The organism is Streptomyces sp. NPDC002232 (assembly GCF_042890295.1).
Classification (GTDB): domain Bacteria; phylum Actinomycetota; class Actinomycetes; order Streptomycetales; family Streptomycetaceae; genus Streptomyces.
This window is the reverse complement of sequence record NZ_JBIARV010000006.1, coordinates 415,778-429,197: the sequence shown is the minus strand read 5'-3', so window position 1 is coordinate 429,197 and position 13,420 is coordinate 415,778. Positions and strand designations below refer to the sequence as shown.

Sequence of the window (13,420 nt, the reverse complement as noted above, 5' to 3'; positions counted from 1 at the left end):
GTTCCTTCGGGCGGTACTGACGAGAGAAGGCCCGTCCCATGAATTTCTCCCCGCTGCCCTCGGTGGACGCGGCTTCCGTGCCGGCCGATGCCCTGGTGCTGGACGTCAGGGAGGACGACGAGTGGAACGCCGGTCATGTCGAGGGTGCGCTGCACGTGCCGATGAGCGGCTTCGTGGCGCGCTTCGGTGAGGTGACGGAGGTCGTGGCCGAGCGCGGCCGCGCCTATGTGATGTGCCGGGTGGGCGGCCGCTCGGCGCAGGTCACGCAGTATCTGGTGCAGCAGGGCTTCGACGCGGTGAACATCGACGGCGGGATGCTGGCCTGGGACGGTGCCGGGCGTCCGATGGTGGCGGAGGGCGGAAGCCCGGCCTTCGTGCTCTGACGCGGGCGCGGGGCGTCAGCCGAGGAGGTGGGCGGCCAGCAGGTCGCCGAGGGCCTCTTCGTGGGCCGCGGCGGGGCCGAGCGCGAGTTCGAGGTGCTTGGCCCAGGCGTGGTAGCGGTGCAGCGGGTAGTCGGTGTCGGCGCCGAAGCCGCCGTGCAGGTGCTGCGCGGTCTGCACCACGCGGCGCACGCCTTCGGAGGCCCAGATCTTGGCGACGGCGATGTCCCCCGCCACAGGGAGTGCTCCGTCGGCGTCGTGGGTGAGGCGCCAGGCGGCCTGCCAGAGGGTGGCCTCCATGGCGCGCAGGTCGATGTAGCGGTCGGCGGCCTGGACGGCGACGGCCTGGAACGTGGCCACGGGGTGGCCGAACTGTTCGCGTTTTCCGGTGTATTGGCTCGTCATGCCGAGGACGGTCTCGCCGAGGCCGAGGGCGAGCGCGCACGTTCCGGTGGTGAGGATGTCGCGCAGCCGGTCCCAGGCGCCGTCGGCGTCGATGACGTCGGCTTCGTCGAGCCGTACGGCGTCGAGGTTCAGTTCGGCGAGGAGCTCGCCGCTGGTGGAGTACTGGGCGGTGAGGTCGAGGCCGTCCTGGGCGCGGGGCACCAGGGCGAGGACGGTGCGGCCTTCGGCGGTGTGCGCGGGGACGGCGATGAGGTCGGCCGTGTGAGCCCAGGGGACGGCGGTCTGGGTTCCGTCGAGGATCCAGTCGGTGCCGTCGCGGTGGGCGGTGACGGCCCGGTCGGCGGGCTCGTGGCCGGTGCGTCCGTGGGCGGCGGCGGTGAGGACGAGTTCGCCTCGGGCGACGCGGGGGAGGAGCGCGGCGGCCGTACGAGGGTGGGCGTGGCGCTCGATAGTGAGGGCGACGGCGCTGGTCTCCAGGAGCGGGACGCGGGCGAGGACACGGGCGGACTCGCGCAGGACGAGGCAGAGGGCGACGGGGTCGAGTCCGGCGCCGCCGTGTTCGGGGGCCAGGGTGAGGCCGAGGAGGTCGGCGGCGGCGAGGCGCGCCCAGAGCGGGCGGTCGTGGTCCTCGGCGACGGCGCCCGCGGTGAGGGCGGGGCTGGGGACCGCGTCGGGCGTGACGTCCGCGAAGACGGCCTTCGCCGCTTCGACGGCCGCCTGCTGTTCTTCGGTGAAGGTGAAGTCCACGGTGCTGCCTTCCCGTTGCCGACCCTGTGTCTCTGACGGTTCGTCAAGATAGAACAGGTTCTAGGGGAAGGGAATGGCGGTGCCGCCCGCACTTGGGCGGCACCGCCATGGGCCAGGGTGCCGACGGGACCGCCATGGGCCAGGGTGCCTGCGGCACCGCCATGGGCCAGGGTGCCGGCGGGACCGCCATGGGCCCGGGTGCCTGCGGCACTGCCATGGGCCCCGGTAACTGCGGCACTGCCACGGGCCCGGGTGCCGCACTCGTCGGCGCGTGGGGCCGGCCGGTGTCCGGGGTCGTCAGCGGTCGAAGTCCAGCTCCACGTCCGGGGTGGCGGGGTGGGACTGGCAGGCCAGCACGTATCCGGCGTCCGTCTCCTCCGGCTCCAGGGCGAAGTTGCGGTCCATGCGCACCTCTCCGCCGACGAGGAACGCGCGACAGGTGCCGCACACGCCGCCCTTGCAGGCGTACGGAGCGTCCGCGCGGGCGCGGAGCACGGTGTCGAGCAGCGTCTCGCCCCGCTCCACCGGCCAGGTCCCGGACCGGCCGTGGAGGGTCGCCGTCAGGGTGGCGTCCGCCGGGGCGTCGGCCGCGGGTGCCGGGGCGGGCGCGGAGCCGTCGTCGACGTGGAAGATCTCCTGGTGGACCCTGGCCCGGTCGACCCCCAGGCCGCGCAGGGCCTGCTCGGCGCCCTGGACGAGCCCGAAGGGACCGCAGAGCAGCCAGCCGTCGATGGTGTCGACCGGCAGCAGCGCGGGCAGCAGCCCGGCGAGCCGCTCGCGGTCGAGGCGGCCGGACGGCAGCCCGGCCTGCTGCTCCTCCCGGGACAGCACCGTGACCAGCTGGAAGCGCTCCGGATGGCGGTCCTTGAGGTCGGCGACCTCGTCGAGGAACATCGTGGACGCGGCGGTGCGGTCGCTGCGGATCAGGCAGAACCTGGCCTCGGGCTCGCGGGCGAGCAGGGTGGCGGCCATCGAGAGGACCGGCGTGATGCCGCTGCCGCCGACGACGGCGGCGAAGTGGCCGGGGCGCGGCGCGAGCGTGAAGCGGCCCATGGGCTCCATGACCTCGACGAGGTCGCCGACGGCCAGCTCCTTGAGCGCGTACGTGGAGAACGAGCCGCCGTCGACGAGCCGGATGCCGACGCGCAGGACGGGGGGCTCGCCGGCCGGGGCGGCGGGGGCGCAGATCGAGTAGGTGCGCCGGACCTCCTCGCCGTGCTCGTCCGTGCGGCGCAGGGCGAGGTGCTGGCCGGGGACGTGGCGGTACGTCTCGTGGAGCTCGGGCGGGACCGCGAAGGTGACGGCCACGGAGTCGTCCGTGAGTCGGTCGACCTCGCTCACCCGGAGCGGATGGAATCCGGCCCGTCCGGCGGCTGAGGACACCATCTACAGCTCCTTGAAGTGGTCGAACGGTTCGCGGCAGGCGGTGCAGCGGCGCAGTGCCTTGCACGCGGTGGAGGAGAAGCGGCTCAGGAGCTCGGTGTCGGTGGATCCGCAGTGCGGGCAGCGGATCGCCAGGGTGAGTGCCACGGGGCCGCCGGCGGGTCCCTGGGGGCGGGGCGGGGCGATGCCGAACTCGGTGAGTTTGCGGCGGCCTTCCTCGCTGATGTCGTCGGTGGACCAGGCCGGGGCGAGGACGGTGACGACGGTGACGTCCGGCACGCCGTGCTCGTGGAGGGCCTGCTCGATGTCGGAGGACATGGCCTCGATGGCGGGGCAGCCCGTGTACGTGGGGGTGAGGGAGACCTCGACCCGGCCGGGGCCGAGGACCTGCACGCCCCGCATGACGCCGAGTTCCTCCAGGGTGAGGACGGGCAGCTCCGGGTCGGGGACCGAGCCGGCGACGCGGCTCAGCTCCTCTTCCAGGGCCGTCATGGTCACCATGTCGCCCCCGGGTGGCTGCGGTGCAGGTGCTGCATCTCGGCGAGCATCCGCCCGAAGGACTCGGTGTGCAGGCCCTGGCGTCCGGCACCCGCGCGCCAGGCGCCGGTGCGGGGGCCGGAGGGCACGGTGAGGGTGGCCCGGGCGAGGACGCCGCCGACCGAGTCGAGCCAGGCGGCGTCGAGGGCGGGGAGGTCGAGGTCGAGGCCGTCGACCGGCTGGAACAGTTCGCCGGTGTACCGCCAGAGGGCGTCGCAGGCGCGCTGCATCCGCTCGTGGCTCTCGGGGGTGCCGTCGCCGAGGCGCAGGGTCCAGTGCTCGGCGTGGTCCTGGTGGTAGGCGACCTCCTTGACGGCCTTGGCCGCGAGGCCGGCGAAGGGGCCGTCGCCGGTGGCCAGCCGCCCGTACAGGAGGCGCTGGTAGGTGGAGAAGTAGAGCTGCCGGGCGATGGTGTGGGCGAAGTCGCCGTTGGGCTGCTCGACCAGCTGGCTGTTCCGGAAGGAGCGCTCCTCGCGGAGGTAGGCCAGCTCGTCCTCGTCGCCGACGAGGGAGAGCAGGACCCGGGCCTGGCCGAGGAGGTCGAGGGCGATGTTGGCCAGGGCGACCTCCTCCTCCAGGACGGGGGCGGCGCCGGCCCACTCCCCCAGGCGGTGGGAGAGGACGAGGGCGTCGTCGCCGAGGGCGAGCGCCGCGACGGCGGTGCGGGTGTCGGTGGTGCCGGTCACAGGTGCTTCACCCCCTCCGGGATCTCGTAGAAGGTGGGGTGCCGGTAGGGCTTGTCCGCGGCCGGTTCGAAGAAGGGGTCCTTCTCGTCGGGCGAGGAGGCGGTGACGGCCGCCGAGGGGACGACCCAGATCGACACGCCTTCGGACCGGCGGGTGTACAGGTCGCGGGCGTTGCGCAGGGCCATCTCCGCGTCGGGTGCGTGGAGACTGCCCGCGTGGGTGTGGGACAGTCCGCGGCGGGAGCGCACGAACACCTCCCACAGCGGCCAACCGTCGGTCGTCATGCCTGTGCCTCCCCGTGCTTCCCGGTGTGCTTCTCGGCGTAGGCCGCCGCGGCCTCTCTGACCCAGGCGCCGTCCTCGTGGGCCTGGCGCCGCTTGGTCAGCCGCTGGTCGTTGCAAGGGCCGTTCCCCTTGAGGACGTCCCAGAACTCGGCCCAGTCGATGGGGCCGAAGTCGTAGTGCCCGCGCTCCTCGTTCCACCGGATGTCGGGGTCGGGGAGGGTCAGGCCGAGGGCCTCGGCCTGGGGCACGGCGATGTCGACGAAGCGCTGGCGCAGCTCGTCGTTGGAGTGGCGCTTGATCTTCCAGGCCATCGCCTGGGCGGTGTGCGTCGACTCGTCGTCCGGCGGGCCGAACATCATGAGCGAGGGCCACCACCAGCGGTCCACCGCGTCCTGCGCCATGGCGTGCTGGGCCTCGGTGCCGCGGGAGAGGGCGAGCAGGGCCTCGTACCCCTGGCGCTGGTGGAAGGACTCCTCCTTGCAGACCCGGACCATCGCGCGGGCGTACGGGCCGTAGGAGCAGCGGCAGAGCGGGACCTGGTTGGTGATCGCGGCGCCGTCGACCAGCCAGCCGATCGCGCCGACGTCGGCCCAGGTCAGCGTCGGGTAGTTGAAGATCGAGGAGTACTTCTGGCGGCCGGAGTGCAGCTTGTCGAGCAGCTCGTCGCGGCTGGTGCCGAGGGTCTCCGCCGCGCTGTACAGGTACAGGCCGTGGCCGGCCTCGTCCTGCACCTTGGCCATGAGGATGGCCTTGCGCCGCAGGGAGGGCGCCCGGGTGATCCAGTTCGCCTCCGGCTGCATGCCGATGATCTCGGAGTGGGCGTGCTGCGCGATCTGCCGGACGAGCGAGGCGCGGTAGGCCTCGGGCATCCAGTCGCGCGGCTCGATCCGCTCGTCGGCGGCGACGGCGGCGTCGAACACGGCCTCGTAGGCCGCCTGCTCCGCCGCCGCGGCCGCGTCCGACGCGACGGGTGCGCCCGCGGTCCCTGCCGTCCCTGCCGTCACTGCGGTCATCAGATCCCCTACCGACCGATCGTTCGGTTGAATGACTTCAATGGTGGGTCGGCGGCCCGTATGGTGTCAACCCTGTGGATAACCGAGGTGGGCCGATCGGGATCGGGGCGGGATGGACGCGTACGTCGAAAAGGACGCGGCGGGGGCGGGCGACGACGGGCGGAGATCCTCCGAGGGCGCGCCGACAGCCCCGCACGGAGGCCCGCCGGCAGCTCCTCCCGAAGACCCCTCGGACGCCCCTTCGGAAGGTGCGTCCGCCGCTGCCCAGGAGGCGCCGGGAGCACCCGCCCAGGGGGCCGGTGCCGGGATCATGGCCCTCTCGCTGCCCTACCAGGTCGTCGTCGCCGTGGCGCTCGCCGTCGCCGCCGTGTTCGCCTGCGTCCACCTGGCGATGGTGTTCCTCCACGTGGCCCCGTCCAACACGCTGACCAAGCGGCACGGCGAGGCCGTCGGCGACTGGATCTACCCCGAGTTCGAGCAGAACTGGAAGCTCTTCGCTCCCAATCCGCTCCAGACGAACATCTCGGTCGAGGTCCGCGCCGAGACCGTCGCCGCCGACGGCTCCAGCCGCACCACCGGCTGGATCGACCTCACGGCCCAGGACATCGAGGCCATCCGGCACAACCCCCTGCCCAGCCACACGCAGCAGAACCAGCTCCGCAGGGCCGTGGACTTCTACGTGAACACCCACCCCGAGGGCCAGCGGGCCGAAGGGCTGCGCGCCGCCCTCGCGGAGCAGTACATGCGCCGGCTCGCGATGCTCAGGCTCGACGCCCTCGAAGGCCCCGACGGCCGGGCCCTCGGCCCCGAGGCCCGGCGCGTCCAGCTCCGTACCGTCTCCCGGCCGGTCCCCGCCGCCCGGTGGAGCACCGAGAAGCACCGGACCACGCCCGGCTACCGCGACTTCCCGTGGTGGAACGTCACCGACGCCGACCGGTCCGCCGGTGCCGGCACGAGCCGCACGGAGGCGGGCCGATGAGCGACTCCCCCACCACGCCCGCGCCCGCCCGCGAACCCCTCGACCGCCGCCTCGCCCGCGGCGTCCAGGCCGTCACGGGCCGCACCCTCGGCCCGTACCAGAGCGCGATCGTGCGAATCGGCTTCTCGCTGACCTGGCTGGTCTTCCTGGTGCGCGAGCTCCCCCACCGGCACCAGCTGTACGGGCCCGACTCCCCCTGGTCCTGGGAGATGGCGCGCTCGCTGATCGCCGACAACCGGGCCTTCACCGTGCTCATGTGGTCGGACGGCCGGCTCTGGTTCGAGGTCGTCTACGCGCTCGCGGGGCTCTCCGCCGTGCTGCTGCTGCTGGGCTGGCGGACCCGCGCCGTGTCCGTCGTCTTCATGGTCGGCGTCCTCTCGCTTCAGAACCGGGCCGTCTTCGTGGGCGACGGCGGCGACAACGTCCTCCACCTCGCCGCGATCTACCTCGTCTTCACCCGCTGCGGCCGCGTCTGGTCCCTGGACGCCCGGCGGGCGGCCCGCGAGGCCCGCGCGGCCCGTGCGGGGGAGCCGCCGCGCCGCGATGTCGTCGGACCGCTGCTCTGGGTCGTGCTCGGCGGCTTCCTCCTCGCCGCGACCTGGTTCAGCGACGTCTCCGGCGAGTGGTGGATTCCGGTGCTGCTGTGGGTGCTGTGGCTCGGGAACGGCCTGTGGTGGCTGGTGTGCCGGGTCGCGCCGGGGGAGCCCCGCACGCTGCTCGACGCCCTCGCCAACCTCGCCCACAACGGCGTCCTGCTGGTGCTCATGGTCGAGGTCTGTCTGATCTACTCCACGGCCGGCTGGTACAAGATCCAGGGCTCGCGCTGGCAGGACGGCACCGCGCTGTTCTACCCGCTCCACCTGGACTACTTCTCGCCCTGGCCCGGCCTCTCCGACCTGCTCGGCTCCAGCGGGATCATGGTGATGCTGCTGACGTACGGCACGGTGATCGTCCAGGTCGCCTTCCCGTTCACGCTCTTCAACCGCAAGGTCAAGAACGTCCTGCTGGTCGTGATGATGCTGGAGCACGCCGGGATCGCGGTGCTCCTCGGGCTGCCGGTCTTCTCGATCGCGATGATCTCCGCCGACGCGGTGTTCCTGCCGACGGCGTTCCTGGTGGTGCTGGGCACCCAGGTCGTCCGGGGCCGGGACCGGCTGTTCCGGCGGACCCCCGCGGGGACGGTGCCCGAGCAGCGCCGTACGGGTGAGGAGCGCGGTCGCCGTACCCTCGTCGGGTGAGCACCACGCATGAGCAGCCCGAGCCGGTCCAGTACGACGAGGGCTTCGGCCCCGAGATCGGCGTCGGGCCGCACCCGGAGCCGTGGCCGCGGGACGAGCGGTACGACCCCGAGCTGCTGGCCGGCGGCGACCGGCGCAACGTGGTGGACCGCTACCGCTACTGGACGCGTGAGGCCGTCGTCGCCGACCTGGACACCCGGCGCCACGACTTCCACGTGGCCGTGGAGAACTGGGGCCACGACTTCAACATCGGCTCGGTGGTGCGGACCGCCAACGCCTTCCTGGCGAAGGAGGTCCACATCGTGGGCCGGCGCCGCTGGAACCGGCGGGGCGCCATGGTCACCGACCGCTACCAGCACGTCCGGCACCACCCGGACACCGCGTCGCTGACCTCGTGGGCCGCCGCCGAGGGCATCCCCGTCATCGGGATCGACAACCTGCCGGGCGCGGTCCCGCTGGAGCGGACCGTGCTGCCCCGCCGCTGTGTGCTGCTCTTCGGGCAGGAGGGCCCGGGGCTCACCGAGGAGGCCCGCGCCCACGTGGAGATGGTCTGCTCGATCGCCCAGTTCGGCTCGACCCGGTCGATCAACGCGGGCGCGGCGGCCGCGATCGCCATGCACGCGTGGGTGCAGCGGTACACGGAGATCGAGGCGCCGTAGGCCCCCCGGGCCCGGCCTTGTAGCCCCCGGCCTGTCCGTGGGGCCCCGCCGTACGCCCGAAGCCCGTCCGTGGGCCCCGTGGCGGCCCCGGGGGGCGCCACGGGGATCGCGTCCGGCCGTCAGGCCTGGCGGCGGACCTCCACCACGCGGAAGCGGTTGGAGACGAAGGCGCCGTCGCACAGCGCGGCGTTCGCCGCCGGGTTTCCGCCGGAGCCGTGGAAGTCGGAGAACGCGGCCGTCTGGTTCACGTACACCCCGCCCGTGAGGTTCAGCGAGAGCTGGGCCGACTCCTCCAGGCAGACCTCCTCCACCGCGCGCTCGGTGTCCGCCGAGGTCGTGTAGGCGCCGACCGTCATGGCGCCCTTCTCGCGGACCGTGCGGCGCAGCAGCTCCAGGGCGTCGGCGGTGGAGTCCACCGAGACGGCGAAGGAGACCGGGCCGAAGCACTCCGAGAAGTACGCGGCCTCGGCGTCCGGCTTGGAGCCGTCGAGCTTCACGATGACCGGGGTGCGGACCACGGCGTCCGGGTACTCCGGGTTGACCACCTCGCGGGAGGCGAGCGCGACCTCGCCGAGCCCGGCGGCGGCTTCGAGGCGCGCCTTCACGTCCGGGTTGACCAGGGCGCCGAGCAGCCCGTTCGCCCGGGCGTCGTCGCCCAGCAGGCCGCCGACCGCCGCCGCGAGGTCGGCGACGACCTCGTCGTACGTCCGGGGGCCCTGGTCGGTGCCGATGCCGTCGCGGGGGATGAGCAGGTTCTGCGGGGTGGTGCACATCTGGCCGCTGTACAGGGAGAGCGAGAAGGCCAGGTTGGCCAGCATTCCCTTGTAGTCGTCGGTGGAGTCGACCACGACCGTGTTGACGCCGGCCTTCTCGGTGTAGACCTGGGCCTGGCGGGCGTTGGCCTCCAGCCAGTCGCCGAAGGCGGTGGAGCCGGTGTAGTCGATGATCCGGATCTCGGGCCGGACGGCCAGCGTCTTCGCGATGCCCTCGCCGGGCCGCTCGACGGCGAGCGCCACCAGGTTGGGGTCGAAGCCGGACTCGGCGAGCACCTCGCGGGCCACCTCGACGGTGAGCGCGAGCGGCAGGACGGCGCGCGGGTGCGGCTTCACCAGGACCGGGTTGCCGGTGGCGAGGGAGGCGAACAGGCCCGGGTAGCCGTTCCACGTGGGGAAGGTGTTGCAGCCGATGACCAGGGCGATGCCGCGGCCGACCGGGGTGAACTCCTTGCTGAGCTCCAGGGGGTCGCGCTTGCCCTGCGGCTTGGACCAGCCGGCCCGGCCGGCGGGCGTGCGGGTCTGCTCCGCGTACGCGTAGGCCACGGCCTCCAGGCCGCGGTCCTGGGCGTGCGGGCCGCCGGCCTGGAACGCCATCATGAACGCCTGCCCGCTGGTGTGCATCACGGCGTGCGCGAACTCGTGGGTGCGGGCGGAGATCCGGGCGAGGATCTCCAGGCAGACCAGCGCGCGGGTCTCCGCGCCGGCGTCCCGCCAGGCGCCCGTCCCGGCGCGCATCGCGGGCAGCAGCACGTCCAGGTCGGCGTGCGGGTACTCGATGCCGAGGGACGGGCCGTACGGCGAGGTCTCGCCGCCGGTCCAGCCGTCCGTGCCGGGCTGGTCGAGGTCGAATCGGGTGTTCAGCCGGGACTGGTGGGCGGCGAGACCCGCCGCCGCGTCGAGCGAGCCGTCCGCGCCGTACGCCTTGGGGTGCTCGGGGTGCGGCGACCAGTAGGCGCGGCTGCGGATGGTGTCGAGCGCCTGGTCGAGCGTGGACCGGTGCTTCTCGGCCAGACGGTCGGTGGTCAGCTGAGCGGTGGCCATGGATGGACCAACTCCTCGTCGAGCTGGGCAGGGAGACGCGTACGGAGTTAGAGTAACCGAACGATCGGTCGGGACAAGGGGGTCCGTCGATCCTGTGGAAAACCCATCGGGGAGGATCACTCCTATGAGCGCCAACGTGACCGTCAGGGGGAGCGACGACGTGACCGCCAGTGAGACCGCCGCCGTGGCACAGGACAGCACCGCCGCCGTCGGACGGGACCGGACCGTCGCCGTCGTGGGCACCGGGACCATGGGCCAGGGCATCGCCCAGGTCGCGCTGGTCGCCGGCCACCCCGTCCGCCTCTACGACAGCGCTCCCGGACGGGCCGCCGAGGCCGTCGCGGCCCTCACCTCCCGCCTGGACCGGCTCGTGGAGAAGGGCCGGCTCGACGCCGCCGCACGGGAGGCCGCCGTCGGCCGGCTGCACGCGGCCGACGACCCCGCCGAGCTCGCGGACGCCGCCCTGGTCATCGAGGCGATCGTCGAGGACCTCGCGGTCAAGCAGCGGCTCTTCGCCGACCTGGAGAAGATCGTCGGCGACGACACCGTCCTCGCCACCAACACCTCCTCCCTCTCCGTCACCGCCATCGCCGGGGGGCTGGGCCTGCCCGGCCGCTTCGTCGGACTCCACTTCTTCAACCCGGCGCCGCTGCTCCCCCTCGTCGAGGTCGTCAGCGGCTTCGCCACCGATCCGGACGTCGCCACGCGCGCGTACGGGACGGTCAAGGGCTGGGGCAAGACGCCGGTGCGGTGCGCGGACACCCCCGGCTTCATCGTGAACCGGGTCGCCCGCCCCTTCTACGCCGAGGCGCTCCGGGTCTTCGAGGAGGGCGCGGCCGACCCCGCCACCATCGACGCGGCCCTGCGCGACTGCGGCGGCTTCCGCATGGGGCCCTTCGAGCTGACCGACCTCATCGGCCAGGACGTGAACGAGGCCGTCACCCGCTCGGTGTGGGAGTCCTTCCACCAGGACCCGAAGTTCACGCCCTCGCTCGCCCAGCGGCGGCTCGTCGAGTCGGGCCGCCTCGGCCGCAAGTCGGGGCACGGCTGGTTCTCGTACGCGGACGGCGCCGAGCGTCCCGCGCCGCACACCGCGGAGCCGGCCGGGGCGCCGGAGCGGATCGTCGTGCGCGGCGACCTGGGGCCCGCCGAGCCCCTGATCGGGCTCTTCGAGGAGGCCGGGATCAAGGTCCGGCGCAGGAGCGGCCACGGGTACGTCCAGCTGCCCGGCGGCGCCCGGCTCGGGCTCGCCGACGGCGAGACCGCCTTCGAGTACCAGGGCGAGGAGATCATCCACTTCGACCTCGCCCTGGACTACGCGCGCGCGTCCCGGATCGTCCTGTCGACCGGCGAGCACACCTCGGCCGAGTCCCTCGCCGAGGCCGTGGGCCTCTTCCAGGCGCTCGGCAAGCAGGTGTCCGTGATCGGCGACGTGGCGGGCATGATCGTCGCCCGTACGGTCGCGATGCTCGCCGACCTCGCGGCCGACGCCGTCGCCCGGGGGGTCGCCACCGCGGAGGACGTCGACACGGCGATGCGGCTCGGGGTCAACTACCCCGCCGGGCCGCTGGAGTGGGCCGGGAAGGTCGGGCACGCGCGCGTGCGGGACCTGCTCGCCGAGCTGCACACCCGCTACCCGACGGGGCGGTACGCACCCAGCCCGGCCACCGCCCGGCATGCCTGCGTCGAAGAAGGGCAGGACTTCTGATGGCCACGGTGAAGCGCGACACGTACACCCCCGAGACGCTGCTCTCGGTCGCGGTGCGGGTCTTCAACGAGCGGGGCTACGACGGCACGTCGATGGAGCACCTCTCCAAGGCCGCCGGCATCTCGAAGTCCTCGATCTACCACCACGTCTCCGGCAAGGAGGAGCTGCTGAGACGCGCGGTCAGCCGGGCGCTCGACGGGCTCTTCGCGATCCTCGACGAGCCGGGCGCCGGGCGCGGCCGGGCCGTCGAGCGGGTCGAGTACGTCACGCGCCGCACCGTCGAGGTGCTGATCGAGGAGCTGCCCTACGTGACGCTGCTGCTGCGCGTGCGCGGCAACACCGCGACCGAGCGGTGGGCGATGGAGCGGCGCCGCGAGTTCGACCACAAGGTGGCCGATCTGCTGAAGGCCGCCGCCGCCGAGGGCGACCTGCGGGCCGACGTGGACATCCGGCTCGCGACCCGGCTGCTCTTCGGCATGATCAACTCGCTGGTGGAGTGGTACCGGCCGCACCCGGACGGGTCCGCGGAGCGGGAGCAGCTCGCCGACACCGTCGCCCACCTGGCCTTCGACGGGCTGCGGACGGCCCGCTGAGCTGGGTGCGGGTGGCATGTGCGGGGTGGCTCCGGCTGACGCGGGGCTGCCGTCCGTACGGTGCGAGGACGGGCTCCGGCTGAGGCGGGGCGGGGGCAGGTGCGGGGCGGCTCCGGCCGACGCGCGGCCTGCCGTCCGTACGGCGCGGGGGACGACCCCGGTCGGCGCGGGGCCTGCCCGGACGTCCGGCGTCTGGCCTGATCGTCTTCCGGACGGCGCGGGAGCGGCTGGAGCCGGGGGTGAAACAGCCCGTCCGTCCCCCGTACGGCCCCCTCGGGGGTCAGCGGCCCGGGATGCGGTGGTCCGGGTCCAGGTCCGTCTCCTCGAAGACCAGCAGGGTCCGGGTGGAGAGCACCTCGGGGATCGACTGGAGCTTGGTGAGCACCAGCTCCCGCAGGGTCCTGTTGTCGGGTGTGTGGACGAGCAGCAGGACATCGAAATCGCCGCTGACCAGGGCGATGTGCGCGGCGCCCGGCAAGGCCTGGAGCTGTTCGCGCACGGTCCGCCAGGAGTTCTGGACGATCTTGAGCGTGATGTAGGCGGAGGCCCCGTGGCCCGCCCTCTCGTGGTTCACGCGCGCGCTGAAGCCGCGGATCACCCCGTCGTCGATGAGCCGGTTGATGCGCGCGTACGCGTTGGCCCGGGACACGTGCACCCGCTCGGCCACGGAGCGGATCGAGGCGCGGCCGTCCGTCTGCAGGATCCGCAGGATGTCGCGGTCGATGGCGTCCAGCGGGCGCGCCGGGGGCCCGGTGAGCCCCGTCCCCGGGGCCGGCGCGACGACCTGCTCCCAGTCGTCGGCCATTTGTTCATCCGCCATGTGCCCCCGCCTCTCTCCGGTGGACGACCTGCCCTTATCCCAGGCTGTGGAGAACCGTTTGTCCACAGGCTGAAGGTGCCTGTAGCCAAAATGCCTCCACGACCGAACAATCGGTAGGTGAGGCGCGCCACACTCGCGCCACCCGCCTTCGGGTCTTATGCCCGCTCCCAC

The 13,420-nt window shown here is 73.1% G+C and carries 14 protein-coding genes; 6 read left to right on the top strand and 8 right to left on the bottom strand.

All coding sequences use genetic code 11. The features are described 5' to 3' along the window. The first annotated feature begins 38 nt into the window (after positions 1-38). A complete protein-coding gene (locus ACFYXU_RS30200; protein ID WP_389407817.1) occupies positions 39-383 on the top strand; it encodes a rhodanese-like domain-containing protein in 345 nt (114 codons plus the stop codon). 15 nt (positions 384-398) lie between these two features. Here the strand turns inward: ACFYXU_RS30200 and ACFYXU_RS30195 are convergent, their stop codons facing one another. The 6 genes from ACFYXU_RS30195 to paaA all read right to left on the bottom strand — a co-directional run bounded on the left by ACFYXU_RS30195 (position 399) and on the right by paaA (position 5,435). Continuing rightward, complete coding sequence (locus ACFYXU_RS30195; RefSeq protein ID WP_389460881.1) at positions 399-1,532, bottom strand: acyl-CoA dehydrogenase family protein; 1,134 nt, start codon at positions 1,530-1,532, stop codon at positions 399-401. A gap of 297 nt (positions 1,533-1,829) precedes the next feature. Then, positions 1,830-2,918, bottom strand: a complete 1,089-nt coding sequence (locus ACFYXU_RS30190; RefSeq protein ID WP_389460879.1) for a 2Fe-2S iron-sulfur cluster-binding protein — start codon at positions 2,916-2,918, stop codon at positions 1,830-1,832. Beyond that, the gene (gene paaD, locus ACFYXU_RS30185) at positions 2,919-3,416 is read right to left on the bottom strand and encodes a 1,2-phenylacetyl-CoA epoxidase subunit PaaD (RefSeq protein WP_329855027.1); all 498 of its coding nucleotides are present in this window, start codon (positions 3,414-3,416) and stop codon (positions 2,919-2,921) included. Beyond that, a complete protein-coding gene (paaC, locus tag ACFYXU_RS30180; protein WP_389460877.1) occupies positions 3,410-4,138 on the bottom strand; it encodes a 1,2-phenylacetyl-CoA epoxidase subunit PaaC in 729 nt (242 codons plus the stop codon). Before paaC ends, paaD begins: the two co-directional genes overlap by 7 nt. Further along, positions 4,135-4,422: a 1,2-phenylacetyl-CoA epoxidase subunit PaaB gene (paaB, locus tag ACFYXU_RS30175; RefSeq protein WP_329855025.1), complete on the bottom strand. Its 288-nt coding sequence runs from the start codon at positions 4,420-4,422 to the stop codon at positions 4,135-4,137. The genes paaC and paaB overlap by 4 nt, the downstream gene beginning before the upstream one ends. Further along, entirely contained in the window at positions 4,419-5,435 is a 1,017-nt protein-coding gene (gene paaA / locus ACFYXU_RS30170) for a 1,2-phenylacetyl-CoA epoxidase subunit PaaA (protein WP_329855024.1), read from the bottom strand. Before paaA ends, paaB begins: the two co-directional genes overlap by 4 nt. A 310-nt stretch (positions 5,436-5,745) precedes the next feature. On the opposite strand from paaA, the gene ACFYXU_RS30165 reads away from it, so the two are divergent. Genes ACFYXU_RS30165 through ACFYXU_RS30155 form a run of 3 tightly spaced genes read left to right on the top strand, consistent with a single transcriptional unit; the run spans position 5,746 to position 8,311 of the window. Then, positions 5,746-6,414 carry a DUF5819 family protein gene (locus tag ACFYXU_RS30165; RefSeq protein WP_329855023.1) on the top strand — a complete coding sequence of 223 codons (669 nt, stop codon included), beginning with the start codon at positions 5,746-5,748 and terminating at the stop codon, positions 6,412-6,414. After that, entirely contained in the window at positions 6,411-7,652 is a 1,242-nt protein-coding gene (locus ACFYXU_RS30160) for an HTTM domain-containing protein (RefSeq protein ID WP_389460874.1), read from the top strand. The genes ACFYXU_RS30165 and ACFYXU_RS30160 overlap by 4 nt, the downstream gene beginning before the upstream one ends. Next, positions 7,649-8,311 carry a TrmH family RNA methyltransferase gene (locus ACFYXU_RS30155; RefSeq protein ID WP_389460872.1) on the top strand — a complete coding sequence of 221 codons (663 nt, stop codon included), beginning with the start codon at positions 7,649-7,651 and terminating at the stop codon, positions 8,309-8,311. The genes ACFYXU_RS30160 and ACFYXU_RS30155 overlap by 4 nt, the downstream gene beginning before the upstream one ends. A 119-nt stretch (positions 8,312-8,430) precedes the next feature. On the opposite strand, the gene paaN is transcribed toward ACFYXU_RS30155, so the two are convergent. Further along, positions 8,431-10,128 carry a phenylacetic acid degradation protein PaaN gene (paaN, locus tag ACFYXU_RS30150; protein WP_376508489.1) on the bottom strand — a complete coding sequence of 566 codons (1,698 nt, stop codon included), beginning with the start codon at positions 10,126-10,128 and terminating at the stop codon, positions 8,431-8,433. A 124-nt stretch (positions 10,129-10,252) separates the two neighbouring features. On the opposite strand from paaN, the gene ACFYXU_RS30145 reads away from it, so the two are divergent. After that, positions 10,253-11,836 carry a 3-hydroxyacyl-CoA dehydrogenase gene (locus ACFYXU_RS30145; RefSeq protein ID WP_389460870.1) on the top strand — a complete coding sequence of 528 codons (1,584 nt, stop codon included), beginning with the start codon at positions 10,253-10,255 and terminating at the stop codon, positions 11,834-11,836. Next, complete coding sequence (locus ACFYXU_RS30140) at positions 11,836-12,429, top strand: TetR/AcrR family transcriptional regulator (protein ID WP_389407811.1); 594 nt, start codon at positions 11,836-11,838, stop codon at positions 12,427-12,429. Before ACFYXU_RS30145 ends, ACFYXU_RS30140 begins: the two co-directional genes overlap by 1 nt. A gap of 280 nt (positions 12,430-12,709) precedes the next feature. On the opposite strand, the gene ACFYXU_RS30135 is transcribed toward ACFYXU_RS30140, so the two are convergent. Further along, positions 12,710-13,234 (bottom strand): Lrp/AsnC family transcriptional regulator, encoded by a 525-nt coding sequence (locus ACFYXU_RS30135; RefSeq protein WP_361395796.1) that lies wholly within the window; start codon positions 13,232-13,234, stop codon positions 12,710-12,712. Positions 13,235-13,420 lie beyond the last annotated feature (186 nt).

What these genes read in the sequence shown, in the direction of transcription:
- ACFYXU_RS30135 (WP_361395796.1), bottom strand. Translation starts at nt 13,234, where the DNA reads ATGGCCGACGACTGGGAGCAGGTCGTCGCGCCGGCCCCGGGGACGGGG.
- ACFYXU_RS30200 (WP_389407817.1), top strand. Translation starts at nt 39, where the DNA reads ATGAATTTCTCCCCGCTGCCCTCGGTGGACGCGGCTTCCGTGCCGGCC.
- ACFYXU_RS30165 (WP_329855023.1), top strand. Translation starts at nt 5,746, where the DNA reads ATGGCCCTCTCGCTGCCCTACCAGGTCGTCGTCGCCGTGGCGCTCGCC.
- paaD (WP_329855027.1), bottom strand. Translation starts at nt 3,416, where the DNA reads ATGGTGACCATGACGGCCCTGGAAGAGGAGCTGAGCCGCGTCGCCGGC.
- paaA (WP_329855024.1), bottom strand. Translation starts at nt 5,435, where the DNA reads ATGACCGCAGTGACGGCAGGGACGGCAGGGACCGCGGGCGCACCCGTC.
- paaB (WP_329855025.1), bottom strand. Translation starts at nt 4,422, where the DNA reads ATGACGACCGACGGTTGGCCGCTGTGGGAGGTGTTCGTGCGCTCCCGC.
- ACFYXU_RS30160 (WP_389460874.1), top strand. Translation starts at nt 6,411, where the DNA reads ATGAGCGACTCCCCCACCACGCCCGCGCCCGCCCGCGAACCCCTCGAC.
- ACFYXU_RS30190 (WP_389460879.1), bottom strand. Translation starts at nt 2,918, where the DNA reads ATGGTGTCCTCAGCCGCCGGACGGGCCGGATTCCATCCGCTCCGGGTG.
- ACFYXU_RS30140 (WP_389407811.1), top strand. Translation starts at nt 11,836, where the DNA reads ATGGCCACGGTGAAGCGCGACACGTACACCCCCGAGACGCTGCTCTCG.
- ACFYXU_RS30145 (WP_389460870.1), top strand. Translation starts at nt 10,253, where the DNA reads ATGAGCGCCAACGTGACCGTCAGGGGGAGCGACGACGTGACCGCCAGT.
- paaN (WP_376508489.1), bottom strand. Translation starts at nt 10,128, where the DNA reads ATGGCCACCGCTCAGCTGACCACCGACCGTCTGGCCGAGAAGCACCGG.